Annotated in this window: 15 protein-coding genes and 1 other RNA gene; 9 read left to right on the top strand and 7 right to left on the bottom strand. The window is 53.8% G+C overall.

Annotated features, from left to right (window positions below; genetic code table 11):
- Window positions 1–372: 372 nt before the first annotated feature.
- Both HED65_RS16710 and HED65_RS16705 read left to right on the top strand, forming a co-directional pair.
- Entirely contained in the window at window positions 373–1032 is a 660-nt protein-coding gene (locus tag HED65_RS16710; RefSeq protein WP_114979412.1) for a winged helix-turn-helix transcriptional regulator, read from the top strand.
- Window positions 1033–1098: 66 nt separating this feature from the next.
- Window positions 1099–1728 (top strand): helix-turn-helix domain-containing protein, encoded by a 630-nt coding sequence (locus tag HED65_RS16705; protein WP_114979411.1) that lies wholly within the window; start codon window positions 1099–1101, stop codon window positions 1726–1728.
- Between the two features lie 50 nt (window positions 1729–1778).
- Here the strand turns inward: HED65_RS16705 and HED65_RS16700 are convergent, their stop codons facing one another.
- The 3 genes from HED65_RS16700 to ydiJ all read right to left on the bottom strand — a co-directional run bounded on the left by HED65_RS16700 (window position 1779) and on the right by ydiJ (window position 5522).
- Window positions 1779–1973 carry a YdiH family protein gene (locus tag HED65_RS16700; RefSeq protein WP_003857766.1) on the bottom strand — a complete coding sequence of 65 codons (195 nt, stop codon included), beginning with the start codon at window positions 1971–1973 and terminating at the stop codon, window positions 1779–1781.
- A gap of 85 nt (window positions 1974–2058) precedes the next feature.
- Window positions 2059–2469 carry a 1,4-dihydroxy-2-naphthoyl-CoA hydrolase gene (gene menI, locus HED65_RS16695; protein WP_114979410.1) on the bottom strand — a complete coding sequence of 137 codons (411 nt, stop codon included), beginning with the start codon at window positions 2467–2469 and terminating at the stop codon, window positions 2059–2061.
- Window positions 2466–5522, bottom strand: a complete 3057-nt coding sequence (gene ydiJ / locus HED65_RS16690) for a D-2-hydroxyglutarate dehydrogenase YdiJ (RefSeq protein ID WP_114979409.1) — start codon at window positions 5520–5522, stop codon at window positions 2466–2468. The genes menI and ydiJ overlap by 4 nt, the downstream gene beginning before the upstream one ends.
- Window positions 5523–5721: 199 nt before the next feature.
- Between ydiJ and ydiK the strand changes: the two genes are divergently transcribed.
- Both ydiK and rprA read left to right on the top strand, forming a co-directional pair.
- Entirely contained in the window at window positions 5722–6837 is a 1116-nt protein-coding gene (gene ydiK / locus HED65_RS16685; protein ID WP_114979408.1) for an AI-2E family transporter YdiK, read from the top strand.
- Window positions 6838–7033: 196 nt separating this feature from the next.
- Window positions 7034–7141, top strand: an RNA gene (rprA, locus tag HED65_RS16680) — antisense sRNA RprA.
- 5 nt (window positions 7142–7146) lie between these two features.
- Here the strand turns inward: rprA and HED65_RS16675 are convergent.
- From HED65_RS16675 to ppsA, 3 genes are all read right to left on the bottom strand, one after another.
- Window positions 7147–9522, bottom strand: a complete 2376-nt coding sequence (locus HED65_RS16675; protein WP_114979407.1) for a glycoside hydrolase family 3 N-terminal domain-containing protein — start codon at window positions 9520–9522, stop codon at window positions 7147–7149.
- A 3-nt stretch (window positions 9523–9525) separates the two neighbouring features.
- Window positions 9526–10926, bottom strand: coding sequence for an MFS transporter (locus HED65_RS16670; protein ID WP_114979406.1), 1401 nt, complete (start codon window positions 10924–10926; stop codon window positions 9526–9528).
- 233 nt (window positions 10927–11159) lie between these two features.
- Window positions 11160–13538 carry a phosphoenolpyruvate synthase gene (ppsA, locus tag HED65_RS16665; RefSeq protein WP_114979405.1) on the bottom strand — a complete coding sequence of 793 codons (2379 nt, stop codon included), beginning with the start codon at window positions 13536–13538 and terminating at the stop codon, window positions 11160–11162.
- A gap of 335 nt (window positions 13539–13873) precedes the next feature.
- On the opposite strand from ppsA, the gene ppsR reads away from it, so the two are divergent.
- Window positions 13874–14707, top strand: coding sequence for a posphoenolpyruvate synthetase regulatory kinase/phosphorylase PpsR (gene ppsR, locus HED65_RS16660; RefSeq protein ID WP_028017244.1), 834 nt, complete (start codon window positions 13874–13876; stop codon window positions 14705–14707).
- Between the two features lie 152 nt (window positions 14708–14859).
- Entirely contained in the window at window positions 14860–15906 is a 1047-nt protein-coding gene (gene aroH, locus HED65_RS16655; RefSeq protein WP_114979404.1) for a 3-deoxy-7-phosphoheptulonate synthase AroH, read from the top strand.
- A gap of 20 nt (window positions 15907–15926) precedes the next feature.
- On the opposite strand, the gene HED65_RS16650 is transcribed toward aroH, so the two are convergent.
- Complete coding sequence (locus tag HED65_RS16650; RefSeq protein ID WP_168112403.1) at window positions 15927–16829, bottom strand: LysR family transcriptional regulator; 903 nt, start codon at window positions 16827–16829, stop codon at window positions 15927–15929.
- A 140-nt stretch (window positions 16830–16969) separates the two neighbouring features.
- Between HED65_RS16650 and HED65_RS16645 the strand changes: the two genes are divergently transcribed.
- The 3 genes from HED65_RS16645 to HED65_RS16635 are packed head-to-tail and all read left to right on the top strand — an operon-like array spanning window position 16970 to window position 19527.
- A complete protein-coding gene (locus HED65_RS16645; protein WP_114979402.1) occupies window positions 16970–17677 on the top strand; it encodes a CoA transferase subunit A in 708 nt (235 codons plus the stop codon).
- 2 nt (window positions 17678–17679) lie between these two features.
- Entirely contained in the window at window positions 17680–18336 is a 657-nt protein-coding gene (locus tag HED65_RS16640) for a CoA transferase subunit B (protein WP_114979401.1), read from the top strand.
- A gap of 9 nt (window positions 18337–18345) precedes the next feature.
- Window positions 18346–19527, top strand: coding sequence for an acetyl-CoA C-acetyltransferase (locus tag HED65_RS16635; RefSeq protein WP_114979400.1), 1182 nt, complete (start codon window positions 18346–18348; stop codon window positions 19525–19527).
- Window positions 19528–19562 lie beyond the last annotated feature (35 nt).

Genomic DNA, 19562 nt, shown 5'->3' with positions numbered 1-19562 from the left:
TTCCCTGATTTTTATTCACCGTCGGAAAACGACGGTATATAACATTCACTGTACTGGGTGCTATACATTTCTTAGCCCCTTATGACAAATCAAAATTTATACAACTCTTTTTCAGCAGACAATAAATTTTGAGGTCTATCTGTAGATTCTGATTTAACAAAAAACAAACAAACCACTCAGGCAAATCCTAAAGCACAAATTTTCAGTCTATTTTTAGACCGCGAACATATAACATTTAATTTCATATAGTTATGACGCAACATCTACTGCGTCTATTATTAGACCTCTTAGTCACATTCCCTGAAGTGCTTTTTTTTAAGATAATTCTTTAAGTTAATCAAAAAACCTGCATTAGTTGAGGCGAGGTAAGCAATGAACACACGACTTTCAGCAATAACAAGTGAGGGAAAAAACGCAGTAATAAAATTAAAACCTCTAAGGCATATAGAAAAATTAATCGAAAACATGCTTCCTGATGCAGAAAAAATCATTCTTTCAAAAGGTGAGGTCGTACAATATTATCGCAATGACTCTCGTCAATGCTTCTTGCTGACTCATGGCAGCGTTGCACTGCACCGGCGGGGAGACGGCATTATTTTAAATTCCGAGTCAGCACCTTTCATTCTCGGTGTCAGTAGCCAATTTTCGTCAGAGCACCTCTATGTCAGGGCACTGGAAACCTCTAAAATGGCCAGTGTTTCGCTGGATTGTTTTAACCACGTGGTTGCCCGGCAAAATCTGTGGGAGCACTTTTCTCACCTGCTAATCTATACCGCATCCAGGGTTTATGAACATTGCGCCCAGATCTCGCAGATGTCAGCCTATGACATCATCCGCTTTCAGCTTGTTGAGTTGATGCAAGAACCGGAAGCTGTGCGGCTGAACATCACTGCCGCCGCCTATATAAAAAGTCGAACCTATCTTTCGAGAAGTGGGATCATGCGAATACTGGCAGAACTGCGTACCGGAAAGTACATCACGATGGAAAGAGGCGTGCTGATTGATATTCGCCATTTACCGCGTAAATACTGATCCCAGAAGTGCCAGCGTTCAGGAGTAACGCTATAATCAGAAAGTTGATTCTTTCGGGTTTGGGTTATGTCCACCACAGAAAAACCACATCGTGGTTCTCCTTATGCGCAAGAGCTTATTACGCACTTACAACCCTGGTCTACCATACGTAATACCGGTCGAGGCGAGCACCTGGATCTTATGATCAATGGCCGGGGAATCTGTTATTTGATTCTGGAAGGTACCGTGGCAATTTATCGACGAAGCGACAACTTGATGCTTTCCACGGCAAAAAGTCCGGCGGTTTTTGGTGTGGCTAACCTTAATGACCTTTTTTTTGACGACTACCTGAAAACAGTTAGCCCCTGCACCATTGGCACGTTGTCCACAGAACAGCTCAATACCATTATTCAGGAAAAGGCATTGTGGGGTCTGTTATCCAACCATCTGATGTTTATGTACAGCCGGCTCTATAACACCATCATGACAAAGGGTGCGCCTACAGCGTATGAGATGATTCGCCAGCAGCTTTTTCTGTTGATGAATGAAGACGATACTTATCGCCTGGGAATAACCGCCGAACGCTACATTCGTGATAAAACCCAGCTTTCCCGCAGTGGTGTGATGCGCATTCTTGCCGACCTGAAAACAGGCGGATTTATCGAAATAGAAGAAGGCAGGCTCATTAGAATCAATAAACTCCCCGCCAGATACTGAATTCCGGGTACAAAAAAGGCCGCAATCGCGGCCTTTTCATTTACATACACTCAATGGACGTGAACGCCCAACCGCCAGGCAAAGTAGATCTCTTCTTTCAGTTCATTCGAAGAGAGCGCCAGCAAATCTGTAAATTCCAGCTCAAGCTGTTTCAGCTTTTTCAGATACTGCGCCGGAGACAGGTTGCTCTTATCGCGACGTAAATATTCAATTGCCAGCTGTGTTGGGGTTATTTCAGTATCCATGATGTCCTCGCTTATGTACAAAACCTGACCACTATATCACAACGCAGTGGCTAACTTTTGACCAAAGGCAAAACATCTGAAAACTTTACACAACCGCTGTCGTTAGACGCGACGAGCAGCACAACCGATCCTGCTCATCGACAATATCAATTTGCCACACCTGATGGCGGCTTCCGGCATGCAGCGCGCGGCAAACACCGCGCACACGACCGCTACGCACCGAGCGAATATGGTTAGCATTCACCTCCAGCCCGACGACCTTCTGCTCCCCTTCGGTACAGAGATACCCTGCCACTGAGCCCAGCGTTTCAGCCAGCACGACAGATGCGCCGCCGTGCAATAAACCAAACGGCTGATGAGTACGGTGATCGACAGGCATTGTTGCCTCGATCTCATCGTCGCCAATGCGGGTGAACTGGATGTCCAGCAGCCCCACCATATTCCCCTCGCCCATGGCGTTGAGCGCCTGCAGCGTCACGGCACGTTTCCAGATCATCCAATTATCTCCAGTAAAGCCTGCAATGGGTGGCGTACCCCGTTACCTTCTACTCGTTTCACCTGGCTGCGACAGGAGTAGCCCGTCGCCAGGCAGCGGTTTCGCGGCAAACGCTGCATCGCCTGATGCCAGGACAACTCGTAGATACCGAGCGAGTTCGCGTGATTTTTCACTTCGTGTCCGTAGGTTCCAGCCATACCGCAGCAGCCCACATTGACGCTCTCCAGCTTCGCGCCGAATCGGGCAAAGACAGAGGCCCACTGGGCAGGGGCACCCGGCAGCGCGGTGACTTCCGTGCAGTGACCGAACAGATACCACGGTTCACCGCTGACATCCTGAACAGCCTTATCCTCCAGGGCCATCGGCAGCCACTCGTGCACCAGCATGACGTGGAAATCACCACGTTTATCGCCCAGCGTCTGCTTGTATTCATCGCGATAGCACAGCACCAGCGCCGGATCGACGCCAACCATCGGTATACCCAGTTGCGCCACTCGGTTTAAGAAATCAGAGGTTTTCTGCGCGGTCTTCGCAAAGCGCGTCAGGAAACCTTTAATGTGCTGCGCCTTACCGTTCGGAGAGAACGGCAGAACCACTGGCTGATAACCCAGCTTCTCTGACAAGCGGATGAAATCCGCGACCACTTGCGCATCGTAGTAACTGGTGAATGGATCCTGCACCACCAGCACCACATTCGCTTTTTGCTCAGGGGTTAACGCCTCAAGCTGTTCAAGGGTCATGTTCGCTGAGCGGTGCCCGACAAGCTGCCGTTGCAGCGACGGTACCGACAGCAGCGGCAGATCGACCATTCCGATATGTTTTTCGGAGAGCTTGCGCACCAGTGGTTGATTAATAAAGAAGTTAAAGGTCTTTGGCGCACGCGCCATCAGCGGCGCATAACTTTCAACTGTCGCCACCAGATGGTCACGTACCGGACGCAGGTATCGGGTGTGATAAAGCTGCAGAAAACGCGAACGGAACTCCGGCACATCTATCTTAATCGGGCATTGGGTTGAGCAGGCTTTGCAGGCCAGACAGCCAGACATCGCCTCTTTCACCTCATGGGAGAAATCATACTCGCCCTTGCTGGCATGCCAGCTGTTGCGGGTACGTTCAATCAGCGAACGCAGGCTGGCACGTTTTTCCGGTAGCTCCTGCTCAAGCTTGAGCGGATCAACCCCACGGTCGGCCAGCAGACGCAGCCATTCGCGAACCAGCGTCGCGCGCCCTTTCGGAGAATGGATACGGTTACTGGTGATTTTCATCGACGGACACATCGGGCTTTTCGCATCGAAGTTAAAGCACAGGCCGTTGCCGTTGCACTCCATCGCGCCGCGCCATGAGGAGCGGACCGCGATTGGGATCTGTCGGTCATAGGTGCCGCGTTTAACGGCATCCACCCGCAGCATCGGCGCATCAACACCTTCAGGCGGACAGATTTTCCCCGGATTGAGACGGTTATCCGGGTCAAAAGCCGCTTTAACTTTGCGCAACTCCGCATAGAGTTGCTCGCCGAAAAATGCCGGACTGTACTCAGCGCGGAAGCCTTTACCGTGCTCGCCCCACAGCAGGCCGCCATATTTCGCGGTTAACGCAACGACGTCATCGGAGATCTGTTTCATCAGGATCTCCTGCTGCGGGTCGCACATATCCAGTGCCGGCCGTACATGCAACACCCCGGCATCCACATGGCCAAACATGCCATAGCTCAGCCCATGGCTATCCAGAAGGGCGCGAAACTCAACGATATAATCCGCCAGATGTTCAGGCGGAACACAAGTGTCTTCAGCAAACGGAATGGGTTTAGCCGCCCCTTTCGCGTTGCCAAGTAGCCCCACGGCTTTTTTACGCATCGCGTAGATGCGTTCAATGCCGGCCAGATCATTACAGAGCTGCCAGCCAATTACCCCACCTTCACCCTGCGCTATCAGTTCATCCAGACGCTGACAGAGTGTCGTCACCTGGTTTTCAATAAGCGCCGCATCATCGCCGGCAAATTCAACGATATTAAGGCCAAGCATTTCTTTATCTGGCACATCGGTAATCAGCTCACTGACGGAGTGCCAGACGATATCTTCCCGGGCCAGGTTCAACACTTTGGAGTCGACGGTTTCTACCGACAGCGCTTGTGCTTCAACCATAAAAGGTGCATTACGCAGCGCAGAGTCGAAAGAGTCATATTTGACGTTCACCAGGCGACGTACCTTCGGCAACCGGGTGATATCCAGCCGCGCCTCGGTAATAAACGCCAGCGTACCCTCGGAGCCGGTCAGTATGCGGGTTAAATCAAACTGGGTCAGATCATCGTTAAACACATGACGCAGATCGTACCCGGTCAGGAAGCGGTTCAGTTTGGGGAATTTATCGAGGATCAACTGACGGTTTTCGCGGCAGCGCTCTAGCACGGTACGATAAATGCGCCCGCTTGCGGTATTGTCTTTGCCCAGCGTCTCCGCCAGTGCAACCGGCATAGGCTGGGTATCGAGGATATCGCCACCCAGCAGGACCGCACGTACACCCATGACATGATCGGACGTTTTGCCGTACACCAGCGAGCCCTGACCGGAGGCATCCGTGTTGATCATCCCACCCAGGGTCGCGCGGTTGCTGGTGGATAGCTCAGGGGCAAAAAAGTAGCCGTACGGCTTGAGATACTGATTCAACTGATCTTTGATAACGCCTGCCTCGACCCGCACCCACCCCTCTTCAGGGTTGATCTCAATAATGCGGTTCATATAGCGGGACATATCAACAATGATGCCCTGGTTCAGCGCCTGACCATTGGTTCCGGTGCCACCGCCACGCGGGGTAAAGACCAGTGAAGCAAAACGCTCCTGCGTTGCCAGCCGGGCGATAAGCGCGACATCGGCCGTTGAACGAGGGAAAACAACAGCATCGGGAAGAAGCTGGTAGATACTGTTATCAGTCGCCATCGTCAGCTTGTCGGCATAGTTCGTGGCGGTATCACCTGTAAAACCCTGTTGCTCCAGTGCCTGCAAAAAATTAAGCACCAGCTGAACGACGCCAGGTGCCTGAGAAATCTGTGGGATCATGACTGTCGACCCTAATTAGAGTAATTTGAAATCGTTTGCGTTGTGTCTGGAAAGTTTTATCACATTTTTTTCTTATGTGCTTCGTAGAATTACGGGCAAAATCCGCCTGTCAAAAATCGCCGAAATCACTAATGATTAGAGAGACGCGGTTTTCCGTTCCCGCCAGCCACGCTGGTGTTCATTAAAGGAAGTTTCAAATATGGTCAATCTTCGCCAGCCCAGGGATGTTGCGCAAGTCTTGCTGTCGGTGCTGTTCCTGGCTCTCATGATTATTGCGTGTCTGTGGATTGTTCAACCCTTTATTCTCGGCTTCGCCTGGGCTGCGACCGTTGTCGTTGCCACGTGGCCTTTACTGTTGCGTTTGCAGAAACTGCTGTTTGGCCGCCGCGGGTTAGCCGTGCTGGTTATGACACTCTTGTTGTTCCTGCTGTTTATTATTCCCATTGCTTTACTGGTGAATAGCCTGGTGGATTCCAGTGGTCCGATAATTCGAGCCATTACCAGTGGTGACCTGACGTTACCGGATCTCGCCTGGCTAAACAGTATTCCCGTGGTGGGTGCCAAACTCTATAGCGGCTGGCATAGCCTGCTGGAGATGGGCGGCAGCGCGTTGATGGCGAAAGTGCGTCCTTATATTGGTACCACCACCACCTGGTTTGTGGGACAGGCGGCGCATATCGGTCGCTTTATGATGCACTGTACCCTGATGCTCGTCTTCAGTGCCCTGCTCTACTGGCGTGGTGAGCAAGTTGCTTTGGGTGTTCGTCATTTTGCTACCCGTCTGGCGGGCAAACGGGGTGACGCTGCGGTACTGCTGGCTGCACAGGCAGTGCGCGCTGTTGCGCTTGGCGTTGTGGTAACGGCGCTGGTGCAGGCGATACTGGGTGGTATCGGTCTGGCAATTTCCGGCGTGCCGTACGCTACCGTCTTTACCGTTGTGATGTTGATGACCTGTCTTGCGCAACTGGGACCGTTGCTGGTACTGGTCCCCAGCATCATCTGGCTTTACTGGACAGGTGATACCACGTGGGGAACGGTTCTGCTGGTGTGGAGCTGCGTGGTTGGCACGATGGACAACGTCATTCGTCCAATACTCATCCGCATGGGTGCTGACCTGCCGCTGATCCTGATCCTCTCGGGCGTTATTGGTGGATTGATTGCCTTTGGCATGATTGGCCTGTTTATTGGCCCTGTGCTTCTCGCCGTGACATGGCGTCTGTTCTCCGCCTGGGTGCATGAAGTGCCGCCACCGGGTACTGACCCGGACCTCATCCTGAATGAGCTGGAAGAGCTGGAAGATAAGAACAGTCAATAACCGCAGTGCCGGGTAAGTTATGCTTACCCGGCACCTTTAATACTTAAGCAATGCTAAACAATTTATTCATTAAGCACTGGTCAGACCCACCTTCCCTGCACTAAATCTGCTGCTAACCTCAAGAAATCTTTACGTCTCTTTAACTATTGAGACGAATCTGATCGACGCTAAATAACACAATGCCTAGTATTAGCACACGGTTATAAATCAACACCTTGGTTTATAAGCATGGAAATCCCCTGAGTGAAACAACGAATTGCTGTGTGTAGTCTTTGCCCATCTCCCACGATGGGCTTTTTTTTGTCCTGACTACGCGCGCTTAACCTGACAGCTACTGAGCATCCGCCACTCCGCAGGCAGCACCCGCGTTTCACCTGTCACATGAACCGTCACCACCTCGCGGATATCCGTCGACGATGCGCCAATTTGCAGTTCAAACTCACCCGGCTCAACAATGCGTTTTCCGTCCCGACGGGTGAAGTTGAACATCTCAACTGGCAGCATAAAGGTGAGCGTGGCGGTTTCGCCCGGCGAGAGCGTGACGCGCTGGAATGCCTTCAGCTCCTGAAGTAGCCGTACCTGCGTGGCAACCTTATCCCTGACGTAAACCTGCACCACCTCGCTGCCACTGCGTTCTCCGACATTGGTGATGTCCACACTCAGTGCTACCTCACCGTCGACCGGCACGTGGGATCCGGTCACATGCGCCGTTCCCCAGTTAAACTGCGTCCAGCCAAGGCCGAAACCAAACGGATAACGAGACCCGAAATGGAACGCAAACGGTGTACCGCCGCTTTTGAGCTTGTGATTGTAGTAATACGGCATTGCCCCGGCACTTTTCGGTACACTCAACACCAGACGCCCTTGCGGTTCCGCACGCCCTGTCAGTACGTCCGCAATCGCCCAGCCCCCTTCCTGCCCTGGAGCCCAGGCCATCATGAACGCCGCTACTTTGTCTTCCAGTCCCTGAAGGTTGTATGGTCGCCCTCCGGTCATCACGACAATCACCGGTTTGCCGGTGGCTACCAGCGCCTCCAGAAGTTGCTGCTGCACACCCGGCAGATTCAGAGAATCGGTATCAGACCCTTCCCCTACCGTGCCGCTCTGGAACAATCCGGCGAGGTCGCCAACGCAAGCCACTACCACATCACTCTCTTGCGCAACGTTCACAGCCTCGGGGATCAAATCAGTACATTGAGAAACCGGCGACTGCTGCATCGGTTTACCGCCGCTGTCGCCCGGGAAGACTGGCGCACCGGCCATCCGTTTTTCGATGATGTGACACCCTTTGGCGTAGCGAACCTGCGAGGCACCGAGATAATGCTCCAGCGCCGCACGCGGGGTCGTGACCTGCGAGGTCTCTTCCACCATATCGCTGATGATCAAATGCACCGGGAAACTGTAGCCGCTGAGCAACGCCAGCGGGTCGTCTGCTGTCGGCCCCACCACCGCCACGCGGGGTTTACCACCCAGAGGCAAAATGCCGTTATTCTCAAGCAGTGTCAGCGAACGGGTCGCCACATCCCGCGCGACCTGGCGGGTGACATCATTCTGCAGATCAATGCCATGTTCATCGGCATACGGTTTTTCAAACAGACCCAGACGGAATTTTTCAGTCAGTAAGCGGCCCACGATTTCATCGACTTTGGCCATGGAGATCAGTCCACGCTCAACGGCTTCTGCCAGATGGCGCGCGCAGTCGTCTTTCGGCAGTTCGATATCAAGCCCGGCGTTGAAGGCCAGTGCGGCAGATTCTGTCGCATCATGTGAGACGCCATGATGCTGATGCAGAAGGCTTACACCACCGTAATCCGCCACGATTATCCCGTCGAATCCCCACTGTTCGCGCAACACAGTAGTGAGCAGGAAGTGGTCGCTGTGGCCAGGTTGATTATCAATATCGTGGTAGGCTGGCATCACGGAACCGGCATTAGCCAGCTTCACCGCCATTTCAAACGGTAACAGGAAGGTATCATTAAGCTCGCTAAAGCCAAGATGTACCGGCGCATGGTTGCGTGCACCTTCGCTGAACGAGTGACCCACATAATGTTTCAGGGTCGCCAGCAGATCGCGTTTATCGCCCTGTAAGCCTTTCACGTAGGCAGTGGCCATCACGCCCACCAGCCAGGGATCTTCGCCAAAGGTCTCTTCAGTACGCCCCCAACGGACATCGCGAGAGACATCCAGCACCGGCGCCAGCCCCTGCTGGCAGCCCACAGACCGCGCCTCTTTGCCAATCTTTTCTGCTGCTCGCTGCACCAGGTCCGGGTCCCAGGTTGATCCGTAATTCAGCGACGACGGGAACAGCGTGGCCTCTTTGCACAACAACCCCACCAGACACTCCTCATGGAACAGCGCCGGAATGCCGAGACGCGTCTCTTCCATCATCATCCGCTGCAGGCGGTTAGCGGCGCGCACGCCGGTTTGTGCATCAACAATATGGGTACCCAGCGGACGCGTGATCTGCCCGACGCCCAGTTTTAGCCGTTCACTGAGCGAAGCCTGTTCACTCACCCCGGAGAATTCGTCACTCAGATCGCTGCGCTCACGATGGTTACCGTTTTCATCGAGGATCAACCAGTATGCATGCATCTGAGCGAACTTCTCTTCCGGGGTCATACGTGCCAGTAAGTCGGCGACGCGCTCGTGCACGGGACGTCCCGCGTCCTTATAGATAGCTGTCATGTTTTACTCCTGTATTGCGGAAGGGGTTGCCGGGCTGAGTTGCCCCGGGTCAGGTCTCATCTCACGTTTGCTGGCCAGCTCCCGGGCAATGGAATCCACCAGCCGGCTGTTAAGTTTGTAAATAGCAAGAAGCGCAACCATGCAGAGGAACAACGCGCAAGGGATAAGGGTGAACAGTGCATTAATGGTAGAGAGAACGTGCGGTGCCTGAGTTGCCTGTCCCGGGGCGTAATCCACCATGCCCAGCACCCAGCCAACAACCGCCCCGCCCAGTGCCAGGCCAGATTTGATGGCAAACAGCGCAGTAGAGAAGACCAGACCATCCAGGCGACGTCCGCTGCGGTGCTCTTCGTAGTCGACCACATCGGAGAACATAGTCCACTGGAGCGGCGTGGTGAGGTTTTGCACAAAGCTAAAGACAATATTGAGACCAAAGATCAGCCAGACCTGCGAAGGGGGAAGGAAGAAAATCAGCGCGCCGAAGATGACGAAGGAAATAATCGTCCACTGGTAGGCCCGGACGCGGTCAAATTTGCCCAACAGCCGTTCGGATAATAATGCGCCGCTTAAGGAGGCCACCATCCCGGAAACAATAAAGGCAAAAACCAGCTCCGGACGCAGCAGCACATAGTTGACGTAATACATGGTGGCGGAACCGCGCGTCACCACCGCCGTTAACAGCAAAATATTAAACACGAACACAATACGCCACTGGCTGTTTCCGGCCAGCAGTTTTAAATCGGTGAGCATGGAGCCGGAGGTATCATTGCGCGGAGAATAACGCTCGCGAGTCATCAGGAAGCAGCAGAAGAACAGCACAATCCCGAGTAACCCCATCAGGCTCATGGCATAGAAATAGCCTTTCTGCACATTGCCCTGTCCTAACAATGAGACCAGCGGCAGGGCAATAACCGTGACAATCAACCCACCGATAAACGACAGGCCAAAACGCCATGACTGCAGAGAGTGACGCTCGCGCGGATCCAACGTCAGCGCGCCGGGCATGGCGCAGTAAGGTACGTTAATCGCGGAATAAATCAGGCTTAAGATCGCGTAGGTCACGCAGGCATACGCAATTTTCGCCGTAGGTCCCACGTCCGGAACATAGAAGGTGATGAGGCAGCTCACGCCAAACGGAATGGCGAACCACAGCAACCAGGGACGGAAACGACCATGACGCGTTTGCGTACGGTCGACCAGTGCACCAATGCACGGGTCAACAAACGCATCGACCACGCGTACCACTAAAAACATGGTGCCCATAATCGCGGCGGGCAACCCAAAAACGTCCGTATAGAAATAAGCAAGAAATAACGTTGCCGTTTGCCAGACCAGCGCACTGGCCATATCGCCTAAGCCGTAACCTATTTTATCTTTGGTACGCAATACAGAGGAAAGTGTCATTGTTATTTGCCTTTTTATCAGGTTAAAACGTATTTCAACCAGTTGCGCATCTTCGTAAGGGAAATGCGCAGTAAGGCTCAAGTATTAGCAACGGTTTGCGCGCTAACAATTGTCTAAATTAACAGACAAATTATGATATTTGGTTTTTTACTTTATTTGTGATGGGGAGCAAATAAGAGGGGAAATAAAAAAGGCGAGGAATAATCTCCTCGCCTTTTCGGGTTATGGTGGTGTTACTTGTTCAGTTCTGCCAGGCTCAGCCAGGTTTGCACCACGGTGTCCGGGTTCAGGGACAGACTATCAATCCCCTCTTCCATCAGCCATGCGGCAAAGTCTTCATGGTCGGATGGGCCCTGACCACAAATCCCAACGTATTTACCCTGTTTCTTCGCCGCACGAATGGACATCGACAGCAGCGCTTTCACCGCCTCGTTACGCTCATCGAACAGCTCAGAAACCACACCGGAGTCACGATCCAGACCCAGCGTCAGCTGTGTCATGTCGTTCGAGCCGATTGAGAAACCGTCGAAGTGTTCCAGGAACTGCTCGGCCAGCAGGGCGTTGGACGGGATTTCACACATCATGATGATCTTCAGCCCGTTCTCGCCGCGCTTCAGCCCCTGACGCGCCAGCTCGTCCACAACGGCTTTCGCCTGATCCACAGTACGCACAAACGGGATCATGATTTCGACGTTGGTCAGTCCCATGTCGTTGCGCACGCGTTTCACCGCTTCACACTCCAGTGCGAAGCAGTCGCGGAAGCTGTCGGACACGTAACGTCCAGCCCCACGGAAGCCCAGCATTGGGTTCTCTTCTTCCGGCTCATAGCGCTCGCCGCCCACCAGGTTGGCGTATTCGTTAGACTTAAAGTCAGACAGACGCACAATCACGCGTTTCGGGTAGAAGGCGGCACCCAGGGTGGCAATCCCTTCGGTCAGACGGCCGACGTAGAACTCTTTCGGTGAGTCGTAGCCTTTCATCATCTCGCGGATTTCGTTCTGCAGTTTCGGGTCCTGATCATCAAACTCCAGCAGTGCACGCGGGTGAACGCCGATCATACGGTTGATGATAAATTCGAGACGCGCCAGGCCCACACCTTCGTTCGGCAGGCAGGCGAAGTCAAACGCGCGGTCCGGGTTACCAACGTTCATCATGATCTTCAGCGGCAGGTCCGGCATGGTTTCAACACTGGAACTTTTCACGCTGAAGTCGAGGATATCGGCATACACGTAGCCGGTATCGCCTTCGGCGCAGGAGACAGTCACATTCTGTCCGTCTTTCATGCGCTCAGTGGCATCACCGCAACCGACAACCGCAGGAATACCCAGTTCGCGGGCAATGATCGCCGCGTGACAGGTACGACCGCCACGGTTTGTAACAATAGCCGCGGCTTTCTTCATGATCGGTTCCCAGTCCGGGTCGGTCATGTCAGTCACCAGCACGTCGCCTGGCTCAATACGGTTCATCTCGCTGATGTCGTGGATCACTTTGACCGGACCAGCACCGATGCGGTGACCGATAGCACGACCTTCCGCAACGATTTTACCCTGCGCGTGCAGCGTATAACGCTCCATGACCTGACCGCGAGAGCGGACGGTTTCCGGACGCGCCTGGACGATAAACAGCTTGCCGGTGTTCCCGTCTTTCGCCCATTCGATATCCATTGGACGACCGTAGTGTTTTTCAATCTGTACCGCCTGCTTCGCCAGTTCCTGAACTTCAGCATCGGTCAGGGAGAAGCGGTCACGCTGCTCCTGCGGTACATCTTCAATCTTAACCTGCTTGCCATGCTCCTGGGTTGGGGCATAGATCATGCGGATTTTTTTCGAGCCCATGGTGCGGCGCACCACCGCCGGGCGGCCAGCAGCCAGCGTTGGTTTGTGGACATAGAATTCATCAGGGTTGACCGCCCCCTGAACCACCATCTCACCCAGCCCCCACGCGGAGGTGATAAACACCACCTGGTCGAAGCCGGATTCAGTATCAATGGAGAACATCACGCCGGATGAGCCCACGTCCGAGCGCACCATGCGCTGAACACCTGCAGAAAGTGCTACGCCGCGATGGTCATAGCCCTGGTGCACGCGATAGGAGATGGCACGGTCGTTGAACAGGGAAGCAAACACGTGCTTCACCGCCACCAGCACGGCATCGTATCCCTGCACGTTCAGGAAGGTTTCCTGCTGCCCGGCAAACGAGGCGTCTGGCATATCTTCTGCGGTTGCAGAAGAACGCACGGCAAAGGAGGCCTGCGCATCGTCAGCAGAGAGCTGGTTGTACGCATCGTGAATGGCTTTTTCCAGTTCCGGCTGGAAAGGTGTGTCGATAATCCACTGGCGGATTTGTGACCCGGCTTTGGCAAGCTCGGTAACGTCATCAATATCCGTTTTATCCAGCAGGTCGTAAATGCGCTGGTTCACGCCGCTCTGGTCTAAAAACAGGTTAAACGCATCGGCAGTTGTGGCAAACCCGTTTGGTACGGAGACACCCATACCCGACAGATTTGTAATCATTTCACCCAGGGAGGCATTTTTGCCCCCAACTCTGTCTACATCATTCATGCCGAGTTGGTTATACCAAAGCACCAGCGGTGACGAGCCATTGTTGGACATCGAAACAATCCTTTTGTGATATTTGATCGGAGTAAGTAACACCTGACTACGTATTTATAGTGGCATATTTATTAGCGCTAAAAAAACGGTGAATCGTGTAAGCAATTTAAATTTTCAACTTTTCGGATACTTTCCCATCACCCGCGAACCCGATGATTCCTATATATTCAGCCAGAAACCACAAAAATAAAGTCGCTATTTGAAAAATGAAATCCACTTTTCAGGAAAATCAAAAACACTGTTTCATTTATAATTAAGATAAGTTCTTTGCTGTGTAATTTACTTTTTTAATTTATGCTTTCAGACAATTAGGTATGATATTCAGGGTGAGTAAAATGGATAATGCTGTCGATCGCCACGTTTTTTATATTTCTGATGGTACGGCGATCACCGCCGAGGTGCTGGGCCATGCGGTGATGTCGCAGTTTCCCGTTTCGATTAACAGCATCACGCTGCCGTTTGTCGAAAATGAGAGCCGCGCCAAAGCGGTGAAGGACCAGATTGATGCCATCTACCAGCAGACCGGCGTCCGCCCGCTGGTGTTCTACTCGATCGTGATCCCCGAGATTCGCTCCATCATTCTGCAAAGTGAAGGCTTCTGTCAGGATATCGTCCAGGCGCTGGTGGCTCCGCTGCAAAGCGAGCTTAAGCTTGACCCGACCCCGATCGCTCACCGTACTCACGGGCTAAACCCTGGCAATCTGACCAAGTATGATGCGCGTATTGCTGCCATTGATTACACCCTGGCACATGACGACGGTATCTCGCTGCGTAATCTTGACCAGGCGCAGGTGATCCTGCTTGGCGTGTCGCGCTGCGGCAAAACGCCAACCAGCCTCTATCTGGCGATGCAGTTTGGTATTCGTGCCGCAAACTACCCCTTTATTGCTGACGACATGGATAACCTGGTGCTGCCTGCCGCCCTTAAGCCTCTGCAACATAAATTGTTCGGTCTGACGATCAACCCGGAACGTCTGGCAGCGATCCGCGAAGAACGCCGCGAGAACAGCCGGTATGCCTCAATGCGTCAGTGTCGAATGGAAGTTTCCGAAGTGGAAGCGCTGTACCGTAAGAACCAGATCCCATGGCTGAACAGTACTAACTATTCGGTCGAAGAGATTGCCACCAAAATTCTCGATATTATGGGACTTAATCGTCGTATGTACTAATATGCTAGTACATTAGCTCAGATTCAGGTATCATCACCCACAACCACGGGGCAGTGTCGCCCCGAACTTGAAATCAGCAGGGATTGGTTTAAGGTGATGCCCATCACTTCCCGGTAGTCTGCCGATGAAGCAAAAATTTTCTGAGACATTCCATGAATAAAACCGACGAACTCCGCACTGCGCGCATCGACAGCCTGGTTACCCCGGCTGAACTGGCGCTGCGGCATCCTGTTTCCGCCACCGTTGCGGAACATGTCACGGCTTCCCGCCGACGCATTGAAAAAATCCTGAATGGTGAAGACAAACGTCTTCTAGTGGTGATTGGGCCTTGTTCCATCCACGATCTGGATGCTGCAATGGATTACGCCAAACGACTTCAGGGGCTGCGGGACAAATACCAGCATCGCCTTGAGATCGTGATGCGAACCTACTTTGAAAAACCGCGTACCGTGGTGGGCTGGAAAGGCCTGATTTCCGATCCTGACCTGAACGGTAGCTACCGTGTGAACCACGGTATTGAGCTGGCGCGCAAACTGCTCCTGCAGGTCAACGAACTGGGCGTACCAACGGCGACCGAATTTCTCGATATGGTGACCGGGCAGTTTATCGCCGATCTCATCAGTTGGGGCGCAATTGGCGCACGTACCACCGAAAGCCAAATCCACCGAGAGATGGCCTCCGCCCTCTCCTGTCCGGTCGGCTTTAAAAACGGGACGGATGGCAACACCCGTATCGCGGTAGATGCGATCCGTGCTGCCCGTGCCAGCCACATGTTCCTGTCGCCGGATAAGAGCGGTCACATGACCATCTACCAGACTAGCGGTAACCCGTACGGGCATATCATTATGCGTGGTGGGAAGAAACCCAACTATCACGCGGAAGATATTGCGGCCGCCTGTGAAACGCTGGCAGAGTTCGACCTCCCGGAACATCTGGTCGTGGATTTCAGCCACGGTAACTGTCAGAAACAGCATCGCCGCCAGTTAGATGTGTGCGATGAAATTTGTCAGCAGATCCGCAGCGGCTCAACCGCTATCGCGGGGATTATGGCCGAAAGTTTCATCAAAGAAGGCACGCAGAAGATTGTTGCCGGACAGCAGATGGTGTACGGACAGTCGATCACCGACCCGTGCCTGAGCTGGGAAGACAGCGAACTGCTGCTGGATAAACTGGCTGCGGCGGTGGATACGCGCTTCTGACGTCGTTCAAATCAGCCTTTTCATCCCACCTGGCCAGGCTGATAAAAATCCTTCAGTGTTTCCAGCAGGGCACGCGCCGCTTTTGAAAGCTGCGTGTGCCCTGGATGGATCACGCCAATGCATTTTTCAATACGCGGGTTATCCAGTGAAATACAGACCGCTCCTAACGCGGCCATCTGCGTTTCGCACAATGCCGGAACAGCGCTGCCGCCCAGTCCACTGGCGACCATCCGCCCTACCGTCACCAGTTGATGGCTCTCCAGCGCCACATCCAGTTTTCTGCCGCTTCGGGCCAGCTCCTCTTCCAGCATCAGACGTACCGCTGAGGGCCGCTGCAGAGTGATGAAATCCAGCGCCAGCAGCTCTTCCCATGACAAGCGTTTTTTACTGGCCAGAGAGGAATCTTTCGGCACAATAGCAACAAATCTGTCGAGACCCAGTGGCGTAAACAGCAGGTTATGCGTGGGTGCTGGTTCAAACGCGATCCCCATCTCCACTCGCCCTTCCCGAACCATCTCAATCACATGTTCGTTGATGACATCATGCACGGTAACGTTGATCCCGGCGTGGCGATCGCGAAAAGCTTTCAGTACCTCCGGTAAGACATTCGCGGCAAACGACGGCATGGCCGCGACCGAGATTTTGCCACGTTGTAGCGTAAAACATTGATGCATCGCCTCTTCGACGTTATCCCAGTCGGCAAGCAGTTGCCGCGCCATAGGTAAAAACGTCTCACCTTCCTGCGTCAGTGCCACTTTACGCGTGCTCCGCTGCAGCAGCGGCCCTCCCAGCGCATCCTCAAGACCTTTAATCGTCAGGCTCAGTGCCGGCTGGGAGAGATTTAACCGTTCGCTGGCGTGCGCGAAATTCAGAGTGTGAGCTACCGCTAAAAACGCACGTAACTGTTTGACACTCATTCTCATTTTTTATCCTGTTAACTAATTGAAAAATTTTAGTTAACAGGAAATTAATAAAAAAACCAAATGAGTGGGTCACAAATTCAAAATTAACAAATGAGTCACCGCCCCTAATGATACCGGCGCGGACAACGGGAGAGATAACGATGGCGGGACTGGATAAACGCGTCAGTAGCTATGCGCAGGCGCTGGAAGGGCTGACGAACGGGATGACATTGCTGGCAGGCGGTTTCGGCTTGTGCGGGATCCCTGAGAACCTGATTGCAGAAGTCAGACGCCGTCAGGTGAACGATCTGACGGTGGTTTCAAACAACTGCGGCGTGGATGGTTTCGGCCTCGGAATACTGCTTGAGACGCGGCAGGTACGCAAGGTGGTGGCGTCTTACGTCGGTGAGAACGCATTGTTTGAGCAACAGGTATTGAGCGGTGAGCTGGAGATTGAACTCACCCCTCAGGGGACGCTGGCAGAAAAAGTACGCGCGGGTGGAGCCGGTATTCCGGCATTTTACACCGCCACCGGCTATGGCACTCCCGTGGCGGCAGGCAAAGAAATTCGCCAGTTTGCAGGTAAACACTACGTCCTCGAAGAGGCCATTACGGGTGATTTCGCGCTCATCAAAGGCTGGAAAGCGGACTGGTACGGCAACGTTATCTATCGCCATACCGCGCAAAACTTTAATCCGCTGATGGCCACGGCGGGCCGGATAACCGTAGTGGAGGTGGAAGAAATTGTGCCACCAGGTGAACTGCCTCCGTCTGCCATTCACACCCCGGGAATTTACGTCGACAGGCTGATTGTCGGCCAGTTTGAAAAACGCATTGAACAGCGCACGCTGCGCGCGGAAGGAGTCTGACAATGTTGACCCGTGAACAGATGGCAATGCGCGTCGCTCGCGAGTTGCGCGACGGTTACTACGTCAACCTGGGGATCGGCATCCCTACTCTGGTGGCGAACTACATTCCGCCGGGAATGGATGTGATGCTTCAGTCGGAAAACGGTCTGTTGGGAATGGGGGAATTTCCGGATGAGCGTACCCTCGACGCCGACATGATTAACGCCGGTAAACAGACGGTGACCGCACGGATCGGTGCTGCCATTTTCGACTCGGCTCAGTCATTCGCCATGATCCGTGGCGGTCATGTCGATCTGACCGTATTGGGTGCGTTTGAAGTGGATGTCGAAGGGAATATCGCCTCATGGATGATCCCCGGGAAGATGGTGAAAGGGATGGGGGGAGCAATGGATCTCGTTGCCGGGGCACAGAACATCATAGTGGTGATGACTCACGCCTCAAAAAGTGGTGAATCAAAACTACTCCCCCGCTGCACGTTGCCTCTCACGGGCGTGGGCTGCATCCGTCGGGTCTTAACCGACCTCGCGTTGCTGGAGATCAAGGACGGCACGTTCATTCTTAGGGAATACGCTCCGGGGGTGAGTATCGACGAGATCGTGGCGAAAACAGCCGGGAAAATAACAGTGGCGGACGACGTTCGCGAGATGCGCTTCAACTGAGGACTCAACATGAAAAACGTCATGATTGTCGGGGCAGCGCGAACCCCTGTGGGTGGTTTTCGCGGTTCGCTCGCCTCCCTTTCTGCAGTTGAACTGGGTGCAGTAGCGGTACAACACCTGCTTGCGACCAGCGGTTTGCATGCAGATCAAATCGACGAGTTACTCTTCGGTCAGGTGCTAACGGCAGGTTGTGGACAAAACCCCGCGCGCCAGACGGCAATCCGCGCCGGGTTACCTGTCAAAACCCCCGCCACCACGGTCAATCTGGTGTGTGGTGCGGGCTTAAAAGCGGTGCAACTGGCCGCGCAGGCGATCCGCTGTGGTGATGCCGACGTGGTTATCGCGGGCGGTCAGGAGAGCATGAGCAACGCGCCTTATCTGCTGGACGGTGCGCGCTCAGGATTGCGTTTTGGTCATACGGGCCTGCAGGACAGCATGATTACCGACGGGCTATGGGATGCGTTCAATGATTACCACATGGGGATCACCGCAGAAAACATCGCCCGACAGTACGGCATTTCGCGCGAGCAGCAGGACGTCTTTGCCGCCCGCTCGCAGCAAAAAGCTGCATCCGCGGTTGAAGCCGGTCGATTCGACGCCGAGATAGTGCCAGTGACGGTGAAACAGGGTAAAAAGCCGCCCCTGATTGTCAGCCGTGATGAACAGCCCCGGCCGGGAACCTCCGCAGAACAACTCGCGCAACTGCGTCCCGCGTTTTTACACGAGGAAGGCACGGTCACGGCGGGTAATGCCTCAACGCTCAATGATGGTGCCGCCGCGGTGCTGTTGATGAGCGAGGAAAAAGCGCGGGAAAGTGGTTTGCCGATCCTGGGTCGCATCGTGAGTTACGCCGTGACGGGCGTCGACCCGTCTGTGATGGGCATCGGTCCGGTCAGCGCCTGTCAGACGGCACTGGCGCGGGCTGGCTGGACGCTCGATGACGTGGATCTCATTGAAGCCAATGAAGCCTTTGCTGCGCAAGCGCTGGCGGTGGGCAAGCTGCTCGGCTGGGATGAGCGCAAGGTGAATGTTAATGGTGGCGCGATTGCGCTGGGTCATCCGATTGGCGCATCCGGCTGCCGCATTCTCGTCACGCTGCTGTACGAAATGCAGCGTCAGGGGGCTAAAAAAGGACTCGTCACCCTGTGCGTAGGCGGTGGACAAGGTATCGCTTTGACCGTCGAGCGTTAAACATCTCGTTGGTACCCGAATATAACAATGATAGT

This window comes from Pantoea sp. LS15, assembly GCF_012241585.1.
In the GTDB taxonomy this organism is placed as follows: domain Bacteria; phylum Pseudomonadota; class Gammaproteobacteria; order Enterobacterales; family Enterobacteriaceae; genus Enterobacter.
The sequence above is the reverse complement of the archived record's forward strand: the minus strand, read 5'-3'. Positions and strand labels throughout refer to the sequence as shown.

Bases quoted from the DNA above. Each gene is read 5' to 3' on its own strand.
- ppsR (WP_028017244.1), top strand. From the start codon at position 13,874: ATGGATAATGCTGTCGATCGCCACGTTTTTTATATTTCTGATGGTACG.
- ppsA (WP_114979405.1), bottom strand. From the start codon at position 13,538: ATGTCCAACAATGGCTCGTCACCGCTGGTGCTTTGGTATAACCAACTC.
- HED65_RS16705 (WP_114979411.1), top strand. From the start codon at position 1,099: ATGTCCACCACAGAAAAACCACATCGTGGTTCTCCTTATGCGCAAGAG.
- ydiJ (WP_114979409.1), bottom strand. From the start codon at position 5,522: ATGATCCCACAGATTTCTCAGGCACCTGGCGTCGTTCAGCTGGTGCTT.
- HED65_RS16635 (WP_114979400.1), top strand. From the start codon at position 18,346: ATGAAAAACGTCATGATTGTCGGGGCAGCGCGAACCCCTGTGGGTGGT.
- HED65_RS16645 (WP_114979402.1), top strand. From the start codon at position 16,970: ATGGCGGGACTGGATAAACGCGTCAGTAGCTATGCGCAGGCGCTGGAA.
- aroH (WP_114979404.1), top strand. From the start codon at position 14,860: ATGAATAAAACCGACGAACTCCGCACTGCGCGCATCGACAGCCTGGTT.
- HED65_RS16700 (WP_003857766.1), bottom strand. From the start codon at position 1,973: ATGGATACTGAAATAACCCCAACACAGCTGGCAATTGAATATTTACGT.
- HED65_RS16650 (WP_168112403.1), bottom strand. From the start codon at position 16,829: ATGAGAATGAGTGTCAAACAGTTACGTGCGTTTTTAGCGGTAGCTCAC.
- HED65_RS16710 (WP_114979412.1), top strand. From the start codon at position 373: ATGAACACACGACTTTCAGCAATAACAAGTGAGGGAAAAAACGCAGTA.
- HED65_RS16670 (WP_114979406.1), bottom strand. From the start codon at position 10,926: ATGACACTTTCCTCTGTATTGCGTACCAAAGATAAAATAGGTTACGGC.
- HED65_RS16675 (WP_114979407.1), bottom strand. From the start codon at position 9,522: ATGACAGCTATCTATAAGGACGCGGGACGTCCCGTGCACGAGCGCGTC.
- menI (WP_114979410.1), bottom strand. From the start codon at position 2,469: ATGATCTGGAAACGTGCCGTGACGCTGCAGGCGCTCAACGCCATGGGC.
- HED65_RS16640 (WP_114979401.1), top strand. From the start codon at position 17,680: ATGTTGACCCGTGAACAGATGGCAATGCGCGTCGCTCGCGAGTTGCGC.
- ydiK (WP_114979408.1), top strand. From the start codon at position 5,722: ATGGTCAATCTTCGCCAGCCCAGGGATGTTGCGCAAGTCTTGCTGTCG.